Raw genomic sequence first — 17,631 nt, forward strand, 5'->3', positions numbered from 1 at the left:
GGCCTTTTACAAGATGAGTAAGAAGACGCCCTCTTTATTGATGGTGCGTCCATCTACTGTTTTGAATTTGGCCTTATATACGTAGTTACCGTTTATTCCAGATTTACCTTTGACTGTTCCATCCCAACCTTTTGTCTCCAAATCATTAGAATAGAATAATAATTCACCCCATTTATTAAATACCCAAAACTCTAACTCACTGACTCCCTTTACTTTAGGAAGGAAATAATCATTGATCCCATCTCCGTTTGGCGTAAAGGCATTAGGTACTAAAAATGTGTAAATATCTCCCACTGTCAGCTCTACTTGCTTCAAAGAGCGACAGCCATATTGATCTAATATCTCTAAAGTCACGGTGTAAGTCCCTACTTGCTCATACACATGACTTGGGTTTTGCTCAGGATCACCATTACCATCTCCAAATGTCCAACTCCAGCTCACGATCTCTCCTTCAGACAGATCGATGAAGTTGATAAGGTCTTGAACAGAAATTTTATTTTCTGGTCCACCAATACCCTCTATCTCATAAGTGAAGTCTGCCATAGCCAAATCTGGGAACCTGATCTCTCCTGATACTGTCACTTGACAGCCATTACTATCCGTGACGATCACCGTGATAGGACCTTCAGGAAGATTGCTCAACTCACTGACTGGGCCTGTTCTGCCGATGCTCCAGTCGAAGTGATACTCACCTGTACCACCTGTGACTTCTACTCTAGCTGCTGCTGTGAAAGCTCTCGTATCACAATTAACATCTATAATCGGGATGAAGTCTGCTCTCAATTCTTCTGGCTCGGTGATGTTAAATGTCTTCTCTGCAATACAGCCGTTACCATCAGTAACAATCACTTTGTAAACACCCGCTCCTAGGTTTTCTCTAGACAATTCACTAGAGCCATCTTCCCACTGAATGCTGTATGGCTGTGTACCACCACTTAGTCTGATACTGATCGCGCCATTCTGCTCTCCAAAGCATCGCATTGATTCAGTAGCTTCACTATCGATCGTCAAAGCTTTAGCTGGCTCTGTGATCGTGTAAGAAGCACCAGTAGAACATCCTCTTGCATCGGTGATCACTACACTGTAAGTCCCTGGAGCTAGATTCGCTTGGTTTCTTACTGTTGAGCCGTTACTCCACGCGTAGCTATATGGTGCATTTCCTCCTTGTACATTGAGGGTGATGCGGCCATCATTAGCATCTTTACAAGTGATGTTTTCTTGTTGTGCAGTGAAAGTCAAAATCTCAGGCTCAGTGATATTAAATACACTGACCGCTTGACAGCCATTGGCATCCACTACTCGAACTCTGTAAAGTCCAGGAGCCAAATTGCTGATCACAGGTTGATCTAATCTGATATCGTCATTCCAAGTGATTTGGAATGGTGCTCTACCACCATTGATATTGATAGCGATCTGTCCATCATTAGCTCCAAAACAGCTCACTTGAGAAAGCTCAGCCAAGCTCAAAGACAAGTTGCCTGGAGGTAAAATCTCAACGGTCTCCGTAGCGATACAGCCATTGGCATCTGTTACAGTCACCGAATACGTTCCTGCACCCAAATTATTCAAGTTTTGTGTGGTAGCACCATTGCTCCATGCAAACCTATAAGGTGCTGCACCTCCATTGACTGTTAAATTGATATTACCTCTTTCAGCCCCATTACAAAGTCCTAGCTTACCATCTATCTCTAGCGTCATAGCAGGACTTGGCTCAGGGATATCATAAGTTTGTGTCACTTCACAGCCATTAGCATCCGTTACGGTTACTGTATATTCGCCCGCTGGTACAGCGCTGATATTTTGTGATGTGCTACCATTTGACCATCTGTAGCTATACGGAGCAGTACCACCTTGTACGGTCAGCATGACGCCCATATCAGGGATTTCATTACACTGTTGACTGATCACATCACCCGTAACTTGGAGTGCTGCGCTTGGCTCTATGACTTCATATGTTGCTCTGAAAGAACAGCCATTTTCATCAAAAATCACCACACTATAGCTACCTCCTCTTAAATTAGAAAGGGTTGGAGTAGTAGCACCATTGCTCCATAGTATATCATAAGCACCTGTTCCACCAGTGATATCAAGACTGATGCTGCCTCTACCATCACCAAAGCATAGCACATTGGTGATGTCTGCATTGACCAAAAGTTCATCTGGCTGCGTGATCGCATAGGTCTCAGAGAATGTACAGCCATTCGCATCAGTGATCTGTACAGTGTAATTACCCGCAGGCTTGTTGCTGATGCTACGAGTAGTCTCTCCTGAGCTCCACTGATAAGTATAGCCACCAGCACCACCATTTACAATCAGGTCTATCCTTCCAGTTGTATTGCCAAAGCAAGTGATATTTGTAATTAGCTCCTCTACCTCCAAGCCCGCAGCCGGTTGATTGATCGTATACTCTCTAGCAGTAGAGCAGCCATCCCTATCTGTCACGACTACACGGTAGTTTCCAGCAGCTACATTTTCTAAATTTTGAGCTGTACTGATGACAGTAGGGCTTCCTACTCTAGTCCAGCTGTAAGTATAGCCACCATTTGAACCAGAGACGGTCAATTCGATTTTTCCTGTCTCAGCACCAAAGCAAAGTACATCTGTAATTTGTCTATCGATAGTCAACTGGGTCGGTTGTGTGATCTCTACGATATCAGTATAAGTACAGCCATTGGTATCTGTTACAGTCACTTCATAAGTTCCCGGAGCCATTCCTGATCTGTTCTGATCTGTATTTCTATCTGACCATCTCACCGCATAAGGAGCTGTACCACCTCTGATGACGAGGTTAGCACTGCCATTATTGGCTCCAAAGCAAGTCACATTAGTTTGCTGAACATCAAATATCAATTCATCTGGCTGGGTGATCGTAACGGTCTTCACAGCAGAAATACAGTTATTCACATCCCTTACTACCAAGCTGTAAGTACCCGCTCTTAGGTTAGATACTGTCTCTCCAGACTGTCTGACGTCATCGATATAATACTTATATCCTCCTCTTCCTCCAGAGGCACTAAATGTCACACTACCATTATTACCACCATTGCAAGAGACATTGGTAGAGACAAAAGTGAAATCAACAGGTGTCGTACCTTCGATCACAAAGTCTCTACTAACAGTACAAGCATTGGCATCTGTCACTGTAAGCGTATAAGTCCCAGCAGTCGCATTTTCTAAATTAATATTAGTGGATACTTCTGCACCAGATTGATTGGTCCAGCTGTAGTTCAAAATACCTGTACCACCACTTACTTCTACATTGACACCTCCATCATTGGATTCGAAGCAAGTTTCATTTCTGATTTGCAATTGGTTGATCACCAACTGAGCAGGTTGAGCGATGGTGAAAGAGGTGTTGAAAGTACAGCCTTTGCTATCAGTAACCAATACACTGTAAGTACCTGGCGCATAATCTGTAAGTGACACATTATTTCCTACTACAGTTACTGGAGTACCATTTACTGAAACAGCATATCCACCGTTACCTCCACTGAGCGCAATATTGATATCTGCTAGGTCTCCAAAACAAGCTACAGAGCTAGGAGCAGACACCACTGCTGATAGGGCTGCAGCTGGGCCACCTATGGTAAAGGTAATATCAGCTGATCTACAAGAACCACTTAGCGTATAAGCCGTGTATGTTCCTGCAGCCAAGCCAGTCACTGTTCTGCTCACCTCTGAGCCTCCGATAAAGTATCTATAAGTCCCACTTGGACCACCCAAAGCTTCAAAAGTCACTGTACCATCCATACCTCCAAAGCAGGTCACTGGAGTAGTCGCAGCTGTAAGGGTTACCTCAGCAGGCTGCTCAATTTCAAATGTATTGGTGATAGGGCAGGAAGCATCATTGACAGTATATCTGTAGAATCCAGCTGATACCCCTGTCAAACTAGTCCCTGTCTGACCAAATGTTCCCCAAGTACCACTTGCTCCTGTAGTAGAATATTCCCAAGTGATGCCTCCAGCGTAAGGTCTATTCCCACCTGTGACATCTAATGTCACATTGGTAGTTCCTCCAAAGCAAGTGATCGGATTAAATCTCGCTTGTGCTTGTAGCGGAAGAGGTTGCGTCAAAGTTCTAGATGGTAAGCTAATCTCACAACCATTGGCATCTTCTACTGTGATGACATATGCTTGATTCGCGACCAAGCCTGTAAACTCTCCTAATTCATTCTCACCTAATTCAGAGACAGATCCGTTAAAGTTTACAGAATATGGCGCAGTTCCACCAGCTAATTGCAGTCTGATGACACCATCATTGGCTTCAAAGCAAGAAAGATTGTCCTGCTCATAAGTCACAATAGACAGTGGTGCAGCAGGCTGAGTAACGGTCACTGTGACTGTAGCAGACACACAACCTTTGACATTGTCTACCGCATACACCTCATAATCGCCCGCTCTTGCTTGGAACTGATTACCAAATATCTGACTGCCATTGACGAAATAAGTATAATTATTAGTCGCAGCTCCAAAACCTGTCAAGGTCACCAAAGTAGAGCCTCCAAAGCAAAGTATCGGGCTTGATGTGCCAGAAACTGTGATCTCCGTACCATCAGCAATGGTAATTTCTTCAGTAAGTACATTACAGCTATTTGCCTCAGTCACTGTGTAGCGATAAGTACCCGCTACTAATCCTTCCACTCTATCAGAAGTTTCACCTGAGATAACTTCCCAAGTGCCTCCATTATTTCTCTCCCAAGTATATACATAAGGCTGCGTTCCCCCTGTTACATTGAGATCTATGAAAGTTGTTCCTCCAGCACATTGGATCACACCTACTTGACGTGTGGCTGTGAATGCCGCTGGCTGGGTAATCGTAAAAGTCTGGCTAGTAGTACATACTCCATTGAGGTCAGCGACATCTATACGATAGTTGCCAGCAGAAAGTGCATCCCAAAATCTCTCATCCCCTTCTGTGATACCTGATAAGTTACGAGTAGCGTTAGTAGTCAGGTTAGTCAGTGTTGCAGTATAGTTCGCACGACCTCCGCTGATGCTAAATCTCACAGCACCTGTACTAGTACCGAAGCATAAAACTTGATCTACCTCCAAGCCTTCTATAGCTAGTGGACTCGCTGGCTGATCAATCGTAAATGTAAATGGCGTAGACTCACAACCCTCATTGTCTTGCAAGATCACTGAATAGTTGCCAGCTGATAATCCAGTAAAGACCGTTTGAGCACCATAGCTCGTGCCATTGACCCAAACGATATAGCTTCTTCCGCTATGTACGATTGGACTCTCTACCTCAAAGCCACCATCATTAGCACCAAAACATGAAACATCGTCTTTTGAAATCGTAAAGCTCGGCTCAGTAATATCTTCTATGATAAAAGTATTCGTTCTCGGCCCACAACCTGCATCTACTACTTCCCAAGTATATGTGCCTGGTAAAAGGCTTGAGAAATTGTAAGTACCATCTGGTTGATTGAGCAACTCCTCAGAGAAACCATTGTCCCCTGTCAAACGAATCGTCTTGCCAGGTGCACCTCCTGATACGCTGATTTCGAAGAAACCAAAGTCACCGTTACATACAGGCATAGTCACCTGAGGCGTGATGACCACCTCAGCTGGCTGTTCCACGACATAATCACCAGAAGTTACTGTACAGTTACTAGCGTAAGTGACTCTCATGTAATAAGTCCCCGCAAATAGGCTGTTCAATTCTGAGTCAGGAATTAGTATATCTGCTCCAGAACTATTTCTTCTAAACCATTGAATATTAGTAGAACCAGACACATTGTAGTCAATCACCCCATCATTTCCTCCAAAGCAAGAAACATCTTGCTCAACTGATGCACTGATGATCGGTGGATTAGGCTCCATGACAACTATAGTGTTGTTAGCCACACATCCCACACCATCAGTCACTCTGATATTATAAGTACCTGCAGGGATTCCTCCAGCAATAGTATTTGGCAAATCAGTCCATACTCCCGGAGTTGTCTCTATAGCAAAAGTATAAGGTCCTTGACCTCCTGTAGCGCTCAAGAAAATAATACCCGTCTCACCTGCGCAACTTGCATCTTGTGGTGAACCAAAAACTTGAAGTGGCTGCGCTGGACCCTCCACACGGTAATTGCGTGAAATGATACATGAGCCTCCAGTCGTATAATCCACTCTATAAAAACCTGGTTCTAAGCCACTGACCGTAGAAGTGGACACACCCGTCTGAGTAGAGATGACAGTATTATCAGAGAGTCTCGTCCAAGTAACTTGTCTAGAAGCAGCAATGCCCCCAGTCAGATTGATTTCTATTGAACCATTTCCTGTAAAACATTCATCATTAGTGATCTGAACCAAATCGATACCTAAAGCATCAGGCTCATCTACCACGATGTCTGCTAGAGTGACTGAACAGTTATTGGCATCAGTGATCGTCACACTGTAAGTCCCTGCACTTAGGTTGACTGCATCTTCTCTATTGAAGCCATAATCCCAGCTATATCTGTAAGGAGCAGTTCCACCTACTACGGAGATATCAATAAAGCCATCATTTCTACCAAAACAAGAAATATCTCTGACTTCAACGATCGTAGCGATTAACTCATCTGGAGCTGTAAGGGTGATGGTTTCCGTAGTGATACAGCCATTGGCATCAGTAACATTGACACGATAAGTACCACGAGTGATACCATTCAAAATTCTACTATTTGCTCCTACAGGAGTATATACACCAGGACTTGTCTCCTGCTCCCATGCATAGGTATAATTAGGAGTTCCACCAGCTGACTGCACTTCTATCCTACCATCAGCGCTATCAAAACACTTAGGGTCAATTTGTGAAATAACAGTAACATCTAACGGAGTAGCAGGTTGAGTGATCTCAATATTAGCCAGTGTCTCCTGACAATTGTTATCATCTCTCACAGTGACCGTATAAAGACCCGCTACAAGACCTGAAATGTCTTCTGTATTGGCAGTAAACCCGCCAGGACCAGTCCATGAAAAAGTATAAGCGTTACCTGAAGCAAGTGTTCCACCGATCACATTGATATTGATCGCTCCACTAGCATCTCCAAAGCAGAGTACATTTTGCTTATCTACCAAACCTATGACTAAATCCGGAGTGACCTCAATCACAAAATCTCTGGTAATAGCACAAGAAGAATTGTCCTCATCAATGACAAATAGTCTGTATGTTCCAGGGCCTACATTGAGAAGGTCTTCATCTCTTGAAAGGACCGTATTGATATCATTGAGATTATACCACTCATAGGCTAGATTACCTGAACCTCCCTCTGTGTCTACAGTGATAGATCCATCTGCAGCACCAAAACAAGTTTCTTTTGTGATCACTGGATTTTGAATCACTAGCTGATCTGGCTGGATGATATCAAACTCCAAGCTAGCTACTGTACAACCATTAGCATCTTCTACAGTGATGAAATTATCCTGTGAAGCGGCTAGATCAGAAATCGTAATGTTTGTTTGGAAAGTCTCTACTGCAGCACCCCCATTTAGGCTATAAGAATATGGAGCCGTCCCTCCTGTAATATTAAATCTTACTTGTCCATTATTTTCTCCAAAACAAGCCAAATTAGTCACCTCAGTGATAGAAGCCTGTAATACTTGTGGTTGAGAAATCGTAAAGTTTCTATTGATAAAACAACCGTTAGCATCTGTGACTACAAGTCTATAAGTGCCTGCTACTAAACCATTAATATCAGGATTTGTCGCTCCTGAGATATTAGTGAAAACACCCCCTACTACATTTTGCCATTGGTAAGAAAGGATGCCTGTCCCACCAGTAGCTACAAGCCCTGATATCGAGCCATTTGACTCTCCAAAGCATCTAATATTCTCTATAGACAATGCATCATCATCTATTGTAATCTGAGTAGGTTCAGTAACCGTAACAGTTTCTATTACTTTACAATTAGCACCGAAAGAGATTTCTACTTCATAATCACCAGCAGCCAGCCCATTAAAAGTAACATCTTTCCCATTTTGTGTCACGCCATTTACTCTGACAGAATAAGCAGTAGGCGTGGCATCTGCTATCTGAACTCTAATGGACCCATCAGCACCAGCAAAACAGTTAGGAGCAACAGGAGTGTAAGTAATTGCTGCTGGGTCTGGGACTGGAATACTTACTGTGAACGTTCTGGCACAACCTCTAGAGTCAGTAACTATTACTGTGTTATTTCCCCCTACTAGATTAGTAGCCGTTTGACCTGTTTGGCCATTACTCCACAGATAGGTATAAGGGGCTCCCCAGCCACCAGATGGATTAACTGTAGCAGAACCGTCATTGGCTCCAGCACAAGATAGCGCAGTAATATTGGTGAAATTAGCCTGTATTTGAGTAGGCTCATTGATCGTGTAAGAAAACTCCGCAGTACAACCCTCTCTGTCTGTTACTCTTACAGTATAAGTACCTGCAGAAAGGTTATTTACTTCACGTGTTGTTCTACCTAGACCTACCCAAAAGTAAGTGTAACCTCCCCAGCCACCAGTTGGATTGACTCTGATACGACCGTCATTTCCTCCTATACAAGTCACATCCCTGATTCTATCGAAGGTTGCAGTGATAGGTGCCACTGGTGCTGTAACAGTCACTTGGAAAGTAAGCTCACATTCAGAGCTATTATTACCTCCTTGGATAACAACTACTGTATAAGTACCAGCCTCAAATCCTGTATAAGTTCTATTGACTCTAGTCAAAGAAGACGGGCTGCCAAGGCCCATGGTGTCATTATTAACTTTAACTTCACCAGTACCATTGTTTGTGATAGTGATCCTAACGTTTTGTGGATTTCCACTTCCAAGATTATAGATTCTACCAACACTCACAGTGATCTCTCCATCCGAGCCATTGAAACAAACCACTGGGCTTACGATAGTTTGTACATCTATCCTTCTCTGATCCTGGATGGTGAAGTTAAGTGACTCTGGACAAGCAGTCGTTCTGAAATCATCTGTGATCTCTAATCTGTAATCACCTCTAGTTAATCCTGTATATCTGATTTGACCATTGATTACTGGTGTCCAATCTACAATCACATCTCCACTACCGATCTCTACTATTCTGAATTCTACCGGACCAGATGAGCTAGTGATATCATAAGCAATGCTACCATTGGCATCACAAGTCTCTGGAAAAGCTCCCAAGTTAGCTCCAGTCAAATAGACGATCTCTGGAATCTCAGGAATATCGATTTCAGCATACTCTCTACAGCCTAAGCCATTATTATCGATCACCTCCACGAGATACTTGCCAGCGGGCACACCACTGAAATCAATATTGTTAGTAGGGATAGACCAAGATTGGAAAACATTGGTACTGCCTTCTTGATAAATATTAATCAGGTAATTAGGCACACCACCAGTTACTTGACCGAAAACTCTTCCTCTTGTGATACCATCACATTCTGTTTGCTCTTCTGCGTCTATAGTTAAGTCAAAACTAGTGTTCTCCGAAAAATTGACAATTCTTGTCAATGAGGATGTAGGATTACCACTATCTGTAACTACAAGTGTGTAATCTCCTGAAAAAGCACGCTCTATAGTACTTACCTGACCTGCTGCTACATTTTCATCTACCTGAACGACTACACCATCATATGACCAAGTATATGTATAAGGAGCTACTCCACCTCTTACGTTTAGCTCTACAAAGCGAGCACAGTTATCAAAAGTTTGTCTATTGATTTCAAGCCCCTGAGCTTGTGCCTGATACAGGTTAGCAAAAAATAAGAAGAAGCTAAATAAAGAGAGTGCGTAGATTTTTTTCATATAGTCTCTGATTTTGAGTGAAAAATAGAGACCATAGTCAAACTTGAAGAATGCACAGCAAATCCCTCTAAACCAATCAATTGGAGTCGATATACTAAAGATTTACCCTGAACCCTTATCATACGTATCAAGTTTTTTGTATTATGTCGACAAGAAAATTATTCTTATTATTTCCCTTTTTGTAAAATATAATTTTTGTCTATTAGGCATTACACCAACCAAAACAAATATAATTCTTTATTTATCTAAATTCCAAATATTTAGATCCCGCGCCCTGTTCAAAACTTAGAGATCTTTTGGTCTATGAAGTCTTGATGATTGTCAACTTCAAAATCTACTTCACAAATCAACAAAAACTATCTACGAAGTAAAGTGACAACTAAGATCTACGTGAAAAAAATATTTTATTTTTTTTCACTTTTTACACAATAAGACCAAAAAAGGCTTTGCGATAACCAAAAACTGGAAAACTCATATCCCTCTTTTTCAGCTATTTAAATTGATCGAAAGAAAAAAAACGCAGCTAACATAGCTGCGCCTTTTCAGTATAACAATCCCAAATTTATTCTTAAAAACATCAATTCATTTAAAATCTAAAGCATGGAAGTATTGTCCTTCTTAAGTTTCTGTCTTTGGCACTGCCGTACATAAACTGATACCGCATCGAAAACTCATGTGCCCCACCTGTACTCATCCCTAGCTTAGAGACTACCATATCATAGCTATAACCGATATCTATTCCATTTGGCAAGGTAAAACCAGTCACCAGCACGATAGACTCATTATTTGGCAAAGCATTCTTCACTGGGATCCCTCTATACCATAGACCAAAAGCTACTGGCTCTAAATACACTTGCGCACCAATATCCAATTGATTATAAGGGCCTTGTGCCTTGAAATTTCCCGCAAAGAACAAACTGCGCTCTTGGAAGGAATAGTTAAGCGAACGCTTGCGATATCCTCCCTGCAAATCGATACGCCCTCCCACGTGTGCAGAGATCTTCATTGGCAATCTGCTCAAAGCCCCGTTTTCATAAAAGCTCTGATTTGGTTGAGTCAAATGATGTACACTCGCTCCTGCCCAGATCACATCAGTATAGGCCAAAGCTCCTACAGAAAAATTGACAAATCTGCGCTGAGACTCTGCACCCAACATCTCTTCGGTAAAAACCTCTGCTTGACCTGTATTGACATTAAGCTGATCACCAAAGACGAGCCCCTCAAAGTAGGCATTGCGACTGACATAGCCTGCCTGACCGCCAAATCGGAAGTTGACCCCATCGCTCAACTGCAAGTTGTAAGAATACAAGGCACTGATGTCAATGGTCTTAAGTCGAGCATTGGTCTCATTATTAGCATGGATCAGTAGTCCAAAACCGCTATTTAAGTCAAAGCTGTAGTGATCTGCATATACTGAATAAGAATTGAACGAATGCTGTAGGCCTGGCCACTGCATACGATAGTTCATCCCTACTCTAGTAAGTTCCGTAGAACCCGTAAAGGCAGGGTTGAGAAATAATGGCGCAGAATAAAACTGTGAATACTGAGTATCCTGTGCATGGGTGGCAGTGAATCCTGCCAAAAGCGCTAAAATGAGTAACAGTCTTTTCATACGCTATTTGATTAGTAAGAACGAGCCCTCTTTGATGACCTGCTGACCTTGCTTATTGGTCAACTTTGCTTTGAAAATATAACTTCCAGCGGCTGTTTGATTGCCCAGCGCTGCACCTGACCATCCCTTGTCATCCTTTCTATTAGTATGATAAAGCAAGTCTCCATTCTTATTGAATATCCTCAATTCATATTCTATCACGCCTTTCATCTTAGGAGAGAAATAGTCATTTAGACCATCTCCATTAGGAGTGAAGGCATTTGGCACCAAAAACACGAAAGTATCCCCTACAGTCACTGTCATCTGCTTGACATCAGAACAGCCATAAGCATCCTGAATGCTCAGCTTTACCTGATAGTCTCCCATCTCCTGATATTGATGATCTGGATCTTGCTGATTAGACACATGCCCATCACCAAAATCCCAAGCCCAAGAGATTACCTCTCCTTTGCTCTTACTCGTAAACTCTAGGATGTCCTCTACTGAGATCAATGTCTGTGGCGCAAAAGCACCTTTTACCTTGAAATCAAAATCAGCACTCGCAGGCTCTGGAAAATCTATCTGCTGTGACACCACCAACTCACAACCTTTTTGATCGATGACTTTTACAGTAAGTGCGCCCTCAGAAGTGAGTGTGTAGTTTGGTTGCGTACTACTTTCGGTATTATTCCATAGATAAGTATACTGACCACTACCTCCCGTGACAAGTACTGAAGCCTGCGCTACAAAGCGCTTTTGGGTACAGTCATAAGTCACATCTGAGATGAGTGTAGCCTCTAGTCGATTAGGACTAGCGATGCTAAAATCTTTAGTCACGATACATCCTCTGGCATCTTGGATAGTCACTTGATAGTCTCCAGGAAGAAGCCCTTGTCTCTGTGCGAGCACAGAACCATCACTCCAAGTGAGCTTGTATGGGGCTTGACCACCTGTAATCTCCAGTTTGATCTCACCATCTCTAGCGCCAGCACAAGAAACATCTGATAGCGATACAGCACTGACTGTAATAGGATGACTTGGCTCTTCCACTGTCACAGAAGCGCTGAAAGTACACTGACTAGCATCTGTGATAGTCACTTCATAAGTGCCCGCTATCAGATCAGTGCGTGTAGCAGCAGTATCTCCATCCGTCCATGAGTAGTGATATGGTGCTTGTCCACCCGATACTGCGAGTGTGATCACACCGTCATTAGAACCTATGCAAGAAACAGGCTTCACTTCCGCAGTGATGCTCACGGCTTCTGCTTTAGTAGCGATTGTTTCAAGCACCGTATAGACACAGTTATTTGCCTGATCTGCTACTTGGATCTCATAAGTCCCTGCAGCTAATTGGCTGATAGTAGTCTGCGTGATAGGTTGGCCATTAACCTTTAATGTATGCTGACCTGATCCTCCTAGCACCTGGATAGTCATGCTAGCATCTTGGCCATCGCCACAGCTACTGAGAGCAGTACTGCTGACAGTTAAAGAAATAGGTTGGTAGATTTCTTGAGTAGCCTCAAGCTTTGCTCCAGTCGCTACATCTGTGATCACTACCTTATAGATACCAGGTAGTAGGTGTGATATTTTTTGAGTGTTTCTTTGGAAAGAAGCATCCCCCTCTTTAGTCCAGCTATATAAATAAGAAGCAGAACCTCCGGATACTGTTGGACTGATATTTCCTCTTTCTAAAGGATCACATAGATAAAAATGTCCTGAGAAGTTAACATTAAGACTTCCCTTGCTAGACGGGTAAGCAATCACTGGCAAATCTGTGAGCATGGCTACAGCCAGATGAGGGAGTAATAAGAATAGTGCGTAGAAGTCTCTCATATGATATCGCCATTTAGGTGAGTAATATGAGACCCGAAAACTGTTACAGAGCAAGCCACCAAAACACCTTTAGCCAAAGAACTCGGGGAGTTTTGGCCAGCTGCGATTTGGGATATGTTATAGTTTGCTCTCATTTGTAACACTTTTTTTGCATTACATAGCTAAAAATTATTATTTTGTTTTTTAGCTTTTCTTTAAAATTATATTTGCTGTAATGCTATAATTCAGAAGACATGACAAATATAATTCTAAGTATTCCAAACTTCCAAGTGACATTTGTCACATAATAATCTCCAAATCTTAGCCTGAAATTGTACTTTTTGACGAAATCCAAAATTGCTGTGACGTAATCACAAAAAGTATTGATGAAGGTCTCAATCAACTATTTACTTAGTCGAAAAAAATTTTAACTTTTTTGATTATTTTTCTAAAAGCATACCTTTTGATATCCACTTTCTAGGAAAAGTCTTGATTTTCATGGATTTTAGGCCTTTGCAAAAGGGTATTTAAGCAATAAAAATTAGTAATAAATAGAACTATACTAAGACACTCACTAAAGAGTCCTGCGATTTAGTGCAAAACCACTCCACAAATAGACTGAAATGAAGAAACGCCTACTGCCAATCCTCCTCCTGATCGCTGCTACTTTTGCTTGTCAAAATCAAAGCGAAGAAAATAGGGAAAATAAGCAATATACCCTAAGTCCTGCTAAGCAAGTCAGCATCACGCTGGATGATGAGACAGTCTATACTTCCCCTATCGACTTCTATAGCAATGCTGCTAGAGAGACCTTTATATACATGGGCAACTTCATGAACAATACCATCTACAAGTATCAGTATCCAGAGATGACACTGGTCAAAAAGATTGCCTTTCAAACGGATGGACCTGATGCAGCATACATAGACTATATGAAGGGTTGGGGACTAGCGGGTGAAGACAGTGTGATCAATGTATTCAATAAATCAGTTAGCCTATTTGGCCCAAATGGCAAAACCATCACCAAAGGGGAGTTTGATGGCATAGACAAAGATGGCAATGCCAATATACCTATGATCTACCTTTATCATCAGCCTGTCGTCAAAGAAGGTAAAGCTTACCTTACCAAAGGCTGGTTTATCTCACCAACAAGTCAGCTGATCCACATCCTTGACCTCAAGACAGGACTATGGGAGTATGCCTTAGATTGGCCAGAAGAGATCAACCTCAAATGGGCCAAGTCAGGTGTAACCCACTGGAAAAACATCGCCATGACTTACAATCCGCAGACAGAGCAGTTCGTCTTAGGCTTCAATGTCAGCCATGATCTCTACCTGACCAAAGACTTCAAGTCATTCGAAAAAGTCCCGGCCAAAAGCGAATATATCTCGGACATCACCCCACCAGAAAAAGAAACTGATCCAAGCCAGATGTTTGCCTATTATAATAAGACCTCTTTTTACCATGGCGTATACTATGACACTTACAGAGATCTGTATTATAGAGTAGCCACTATCGCCAAACCCGAACTAATCAATCCAGAAGAAGCACGCAGAGTAGACCAAAAGTCCATCATCGTCCTAGACAAAGACTTCAATAAACTAACCGAAATGCTCCTACCGATGGAGGGTAAGAGCTACCAAACGATGAACATCGAGATAACCCCAGAAGGCCTTCTGATCCCCTATATAGAAGAAAACACCCCAGAAAACCTCTGGCAAGCCGATATCTTTGAGTTGAAGGAAGTGGAGTAGAAGTTTAAGAGTTGACTAAACATTTAAAAGACCAAAAATAATCGAAACATACCTAATCAAATAATATGAAGCAATCTCATTTTTCCAATCAATTCGTCTATTGGTTTGTTTTAACAGTCTTAGCCGGACTCTTGATGTGGAACACCTTAGCAACCATCATAACAGGTAATATGATAGGGTTGCTTCCAATCACAATTCAAGGTGTCCTTATTGCTCTAATTCTAACAAAAAATCAATATGCAAAAATTGGCATTAAGATTTGGGCTACAATATTTTTGATAATTGGCTCAGGCTTACAGCTTCTTGGCGAGTTCTTAAAGGGTCTGGTAGACGATTTTGTTAACATAAATTTGGTTGATTTCGTGACAAAAGGTTTAACAGTCATTCTTGGATTGTTGATCCTCTCCTATGTTAACAAAACTGTTGAAGTCATCGATATAGAAAATAAAACTAGCTAAGATGAACATCAGGAACGTCTTACTAATAGCAGCATTTATCATCTTGATCACCATAGATGTTGAGCTTGGCATTTCTATAGACATGTTCACCCTTATTTTTCTAATAGCTTTTATATTGTTCAAACTCATGGATTATCATAAAATAAGTGAGGCAAGAGCTGAAAGTGAATGCATCATTAGTATAAAAAGTCAACAATGGATCGGCATTATAGCCTTTTGGGTCATATTTTCATTTCAAATAATCTACAGGGTGGAAAATACTTATATCATGGCAGGCTGTATCATTCTAGTAATCTTCCTGATCACATTGAATATCATTACAGATAAAAAGGATGACTACCAAATCACCCAAACACAAATAATTCACCTACAAACCGATAAAAAAATTGACCTGAAAACCATTAGACGAATCACCCAGTCTGATGAAAAGGTGGCGATTCACACAGATAAATATGAAAATCACCTCACTTTCAAATTTTCAAAACTAGCCAATATGAATAAGGATCAACTGCTGCATAAGCTAAGTACAATTGAAATAGTAAAGTAGCCTGCATTGTCACCCTGACGAAGGAAGGGTCTTGTAGCAGAAATGTACCTAACCCACTACCACCAGCTGGCCGCATCATCTGTCAGACCAATCCAACAAGGCCTGAAGGGCCGCAATAAATTAGCATAGGGTGAAGCCCTATGCATATCAATTCCAACATAAACGCTAGCTCTGCAAGAGCGAAACAAAAAAGACCATCTTCAACATGAAAACCCTCCCACTAATCATATTCCTGCTCATGGCTCATTTGGGATTTGGTCAACTAAAATCTTTAGTCATCAACAGTGAAACCAAAGAAAAAATACCCTTTGTCAACATCTGGGTGGAAAACGAAAACATCGGAACAACCTCAAATCAACAAGGCATATTTGAACTAGCCATCAAAACACCACAAATCATCATTTTTTCTGCCATCGGATATGAAACGAAGAGAATCCCTTCCGACTCCATCACAGATGTAGTAGCACTCAGTCCATCAGCTATTCAGCTAGATGAGTTCCTCATCATAGCTCATAAAAAAGACCTCACGCGCTCTATTGGCGACTTCAAAAAATCAAGCATCAATCACTATTTTGTCTGCGGTTCCAGCCCATGGATCGCTGCCAGATATTTCCCATATGAGGAGAAATATAACCAAACGCGAAAACTAGAAGAAATCAAAATATTGACAAGAAGTAGTATTAATGACGCAAAATTCAATGTAAGATTATACAGCGTCAATGAAGCTGGTGAACCTGGTCAGTACATCCATGATCAGAACATCATCGGAACAGCAAGTAAAGGCAAGAAAGTGACCAAAATAGACCTCTCAAACCTTAACATTGAATTGCCTAAAGAAGGCCTTTTCATCGCCATAGAATGGCTAATCATAGATGACAACCGATATGAAAGCACGTACACAGATCAAAAATCAAAGAAGAAAATAAAAAGCGTTTCTTATGAGCCAGCTATAGGAACATTGCCTGTTGAAACAGCTGAAAACAGTTGGTTATATATCCAAGGCCGCTGGAAAAACGTCTCACAAATTACAGGCCTCTCATCAGACAGCTATAGAAATAAATATAACCTGCTGGCCATCGAATTAACATTGACGAATTGAAATATCAAAACTTGAAAAGACCTTTCAACATAATAGCCTTTTACATCCTAAGCGTACTTTGTCTGGCTTTATTCTTTTATATAGAAAAATCCCCTAGTTTAAATGAGTTTTTGAGAAAAATGGCTAGTGCCAGCTCACGAAACAGTTTTACCATATATATAGCTGTACACATTATTAAACTAGCAGCTATTATTTCAGGCATTTCTATTCCTCTGATACTAACTACCGCTTTAGTAAGAGAAAAATTTAGAAAAACTCCGCAATAACCCACTACCTTCACCTCATGAACTGGATCATCCTCATCATCGCAGGCTTATTTGAAGTAGCTTTTGCTTTCTGCCTAGGCAAAGCCAAAGAGACCACAGGCACAGAAATGTATCTTTGGTATGCAGGCTTTGCAGTCGCACTCACTGTTAGCATGACCCTCCTGATCAAAGCTACCCAGACACTGCCCATCGGAACTGCCTATGCCGTATGGACAGGTATAGGAGCTGTAGGCACTGTTCTCTTGGGAATACTCGTCTTTAGAGAACCCGCTACCTTTTGGAGGCTATTTTTCATCACCACTTTAATCGCTTCCATCATCGGACTCAAGGCCGTCTCTCACTAAACCCCATCAAAAAAGCCCTCAT

The 17,631-nt window shown here is 41.7% G+C and carries 8 protein-coding genes; 5 read left to right on the top strand and 3 right to left on the bottom strand.

Annotated features, from left to right (window positions below; all coding sequences use genetic code 11):
• Positions 1-6: 6 nt before the first annotated feature.
• The 3 genes from I5349_RS04850 to I5349_RS04860 all read right to left on the bottom strand — a co-directional run bounded on the left by I5349_RS04850 (position 7) and on the right by I5349_RS04860 (position 13,162).
• Entirely contained in the window at positions 7-9,738 is a 9,732-nt protein-coding gene (locus I5349_RS04850) for a PKD domain-containing protein (RefSeq protein ID WP_226389615.1), read from the bottom strand.
• 586 nt (positions 9,739-10,324) lie between these two features.
• Positions 10,325-11,350 (bottom strand): PorP/SprF family type IX secretion system membrane protein, encoded by a 1,026-nt coding sequence (locus tag I5349_RS04855; protein ID WP_226389616.1) that lies wholly within the window; start codon positions 11,348-11,350, stop codon positions 10,325-10,327.
• A 3-nt stretch (positions 11,351-11,353) separates the two neighbouring features.
• Positions 11,354-13,162, bottom strand: a complete 1,809-nt coding sequence (locus I5349_RS04860; protein WP_226389617.1) for a PKD domain-containing protein — start codon at positions 13,160-13,162, stop codon at positions 11,354-11,356.
• 602 nt (positions 13,163-13,764) lie between these two features.
• On the opposite strand from I5349_RS04860, the gene I5349_RS04865 reads away from it, so the two are divergent.
• The 5 genes from I5349_RS04865 to I5349_RS04885 all read left to right on the top strand — a co-directional run bounded on the left by I5349_RS04865 (position 13,765) and on the right by I5349_RS04885 (position 17,609).
• Positions 13,765-14,895, top strand: a complete 1,131-nt coding sequence (locus tag I5349_RS04865; RefSeq protein WP_226389618.1) for a DUF4221 family protein — start codon at positions 13,765-13,767, stop codon at positions 14,893-14,895.
• 65 nt (positions 14,896-14,960) lie between these two features.
• A complete protein-coding gene (locus I5349_RS04870) occupies positions 14,961-15,353 on the top strand; it encodes a hypothetical protein (RefSeq protein WP_226389619.1) in 393 nt (130 codons plus the stop codon).
• A 1-nt stretch (position 15,354) separates the two neighbouring features.
• On the top strand, positions 15,355-15,900 hold the full coding sequence (locus I5349_RS04875; protein WP_226389620.1) for a hypothetical protein: 546 nt from the start codon (positions 15,355-15,357) through the stop codon (positions 15,898-15,900).
• A gap of 205 nt (positions 15,901-16,105) precedes the next feature.
• A complete protein-coding gene (locus I5349_RS04880) occupies positions 16,106-16,999 on the top strand; it encodes a carboxypeptidase-like regulatory domain-containing protein (protein ID WP_226389621.1) in 894 nt (297 codons plus the stop codon).
• A gap of 283 nt (positions 17,000-17,282) precedes the next feature.
• Positions 17,283-17,609, top strand: coding sequence for a DMT family transporter (locus I5349_RS04885; RefSeq protein WP_226389622.1), 327 nt, complete (start codon positions 17,283-17,285; stop codon positions 17,607-17,609).
• The last annotated feature ends 22 nt before the right edge of the window (positions 17,610-17,631 follow it).

The sequence above is a fragment of the Penaeicola halotolerans genome (assembly GCF_016464625.1).
GTDB lineage: Bacteria > Bacteroidota > Bacteroidia > Cytophagales > Cyclobacteriaceae > Penaeicola > Penaeicola halotolerans.

Bases quoted from the DNA above. Each gene is read 5' to 3' on its own strand.
- I5349_RS04850 (WP_226389615.1), bottom strand. From the start codon at position 9,738: ATGAAAAAAATCTACGCACTCTCTTTATTTAGCTTCTTCTTATTTTTT.
- I5349_RS04855 (WP_226389616.1), bottom strand. From the start codon at position 11,350: ATGAAAAGACTGTTACTCATTTTAGCGCTTTTGGCAGGATTCACTGCC.
- I5349_RS04860 (WP_226389617.1), bottom strand. From the start codon at position 13,162: ATGAGAGACTTCTACGCACTATTCTTATTACTCCCTCATCTGGCTGTA.
- I5349_RS04865 (WP_226389618.1), top strand. From the start codon at position 13,765: ATGAAGAAACGCCTACTGCCAATCCTCCTCCTGATCGCTGCTACTTTT.
- I5349_RS04870 (WP_226389619.1), top strand. From the start codon at position 14,961: ATGAAGCAATCTCATTTTTCCAATCAATTCGTCTATTGGTTTGTTTTA.
- I5349_RS04875 (WP_226389620.1), top strand. From the start codon at position 15,355: ATGAACATCAGGAACGTCTTACTAATAGCAGCATTTATCATCTTGATC.
- I5349_RS04880 (WP_226389621.1), top strand. From the start codon at position 16,106: ATGAAAACCCTCCCACTAATCATATTCCTGCTCATGGCTCATTTGGGA.
- I5349_RS04885 (WP_226389622.1), top strand. From the start codon at position 17,283: ATGAACTGGATCATCCTCATCATCGCAGGCTTATTTGAAGTAGCTTTT.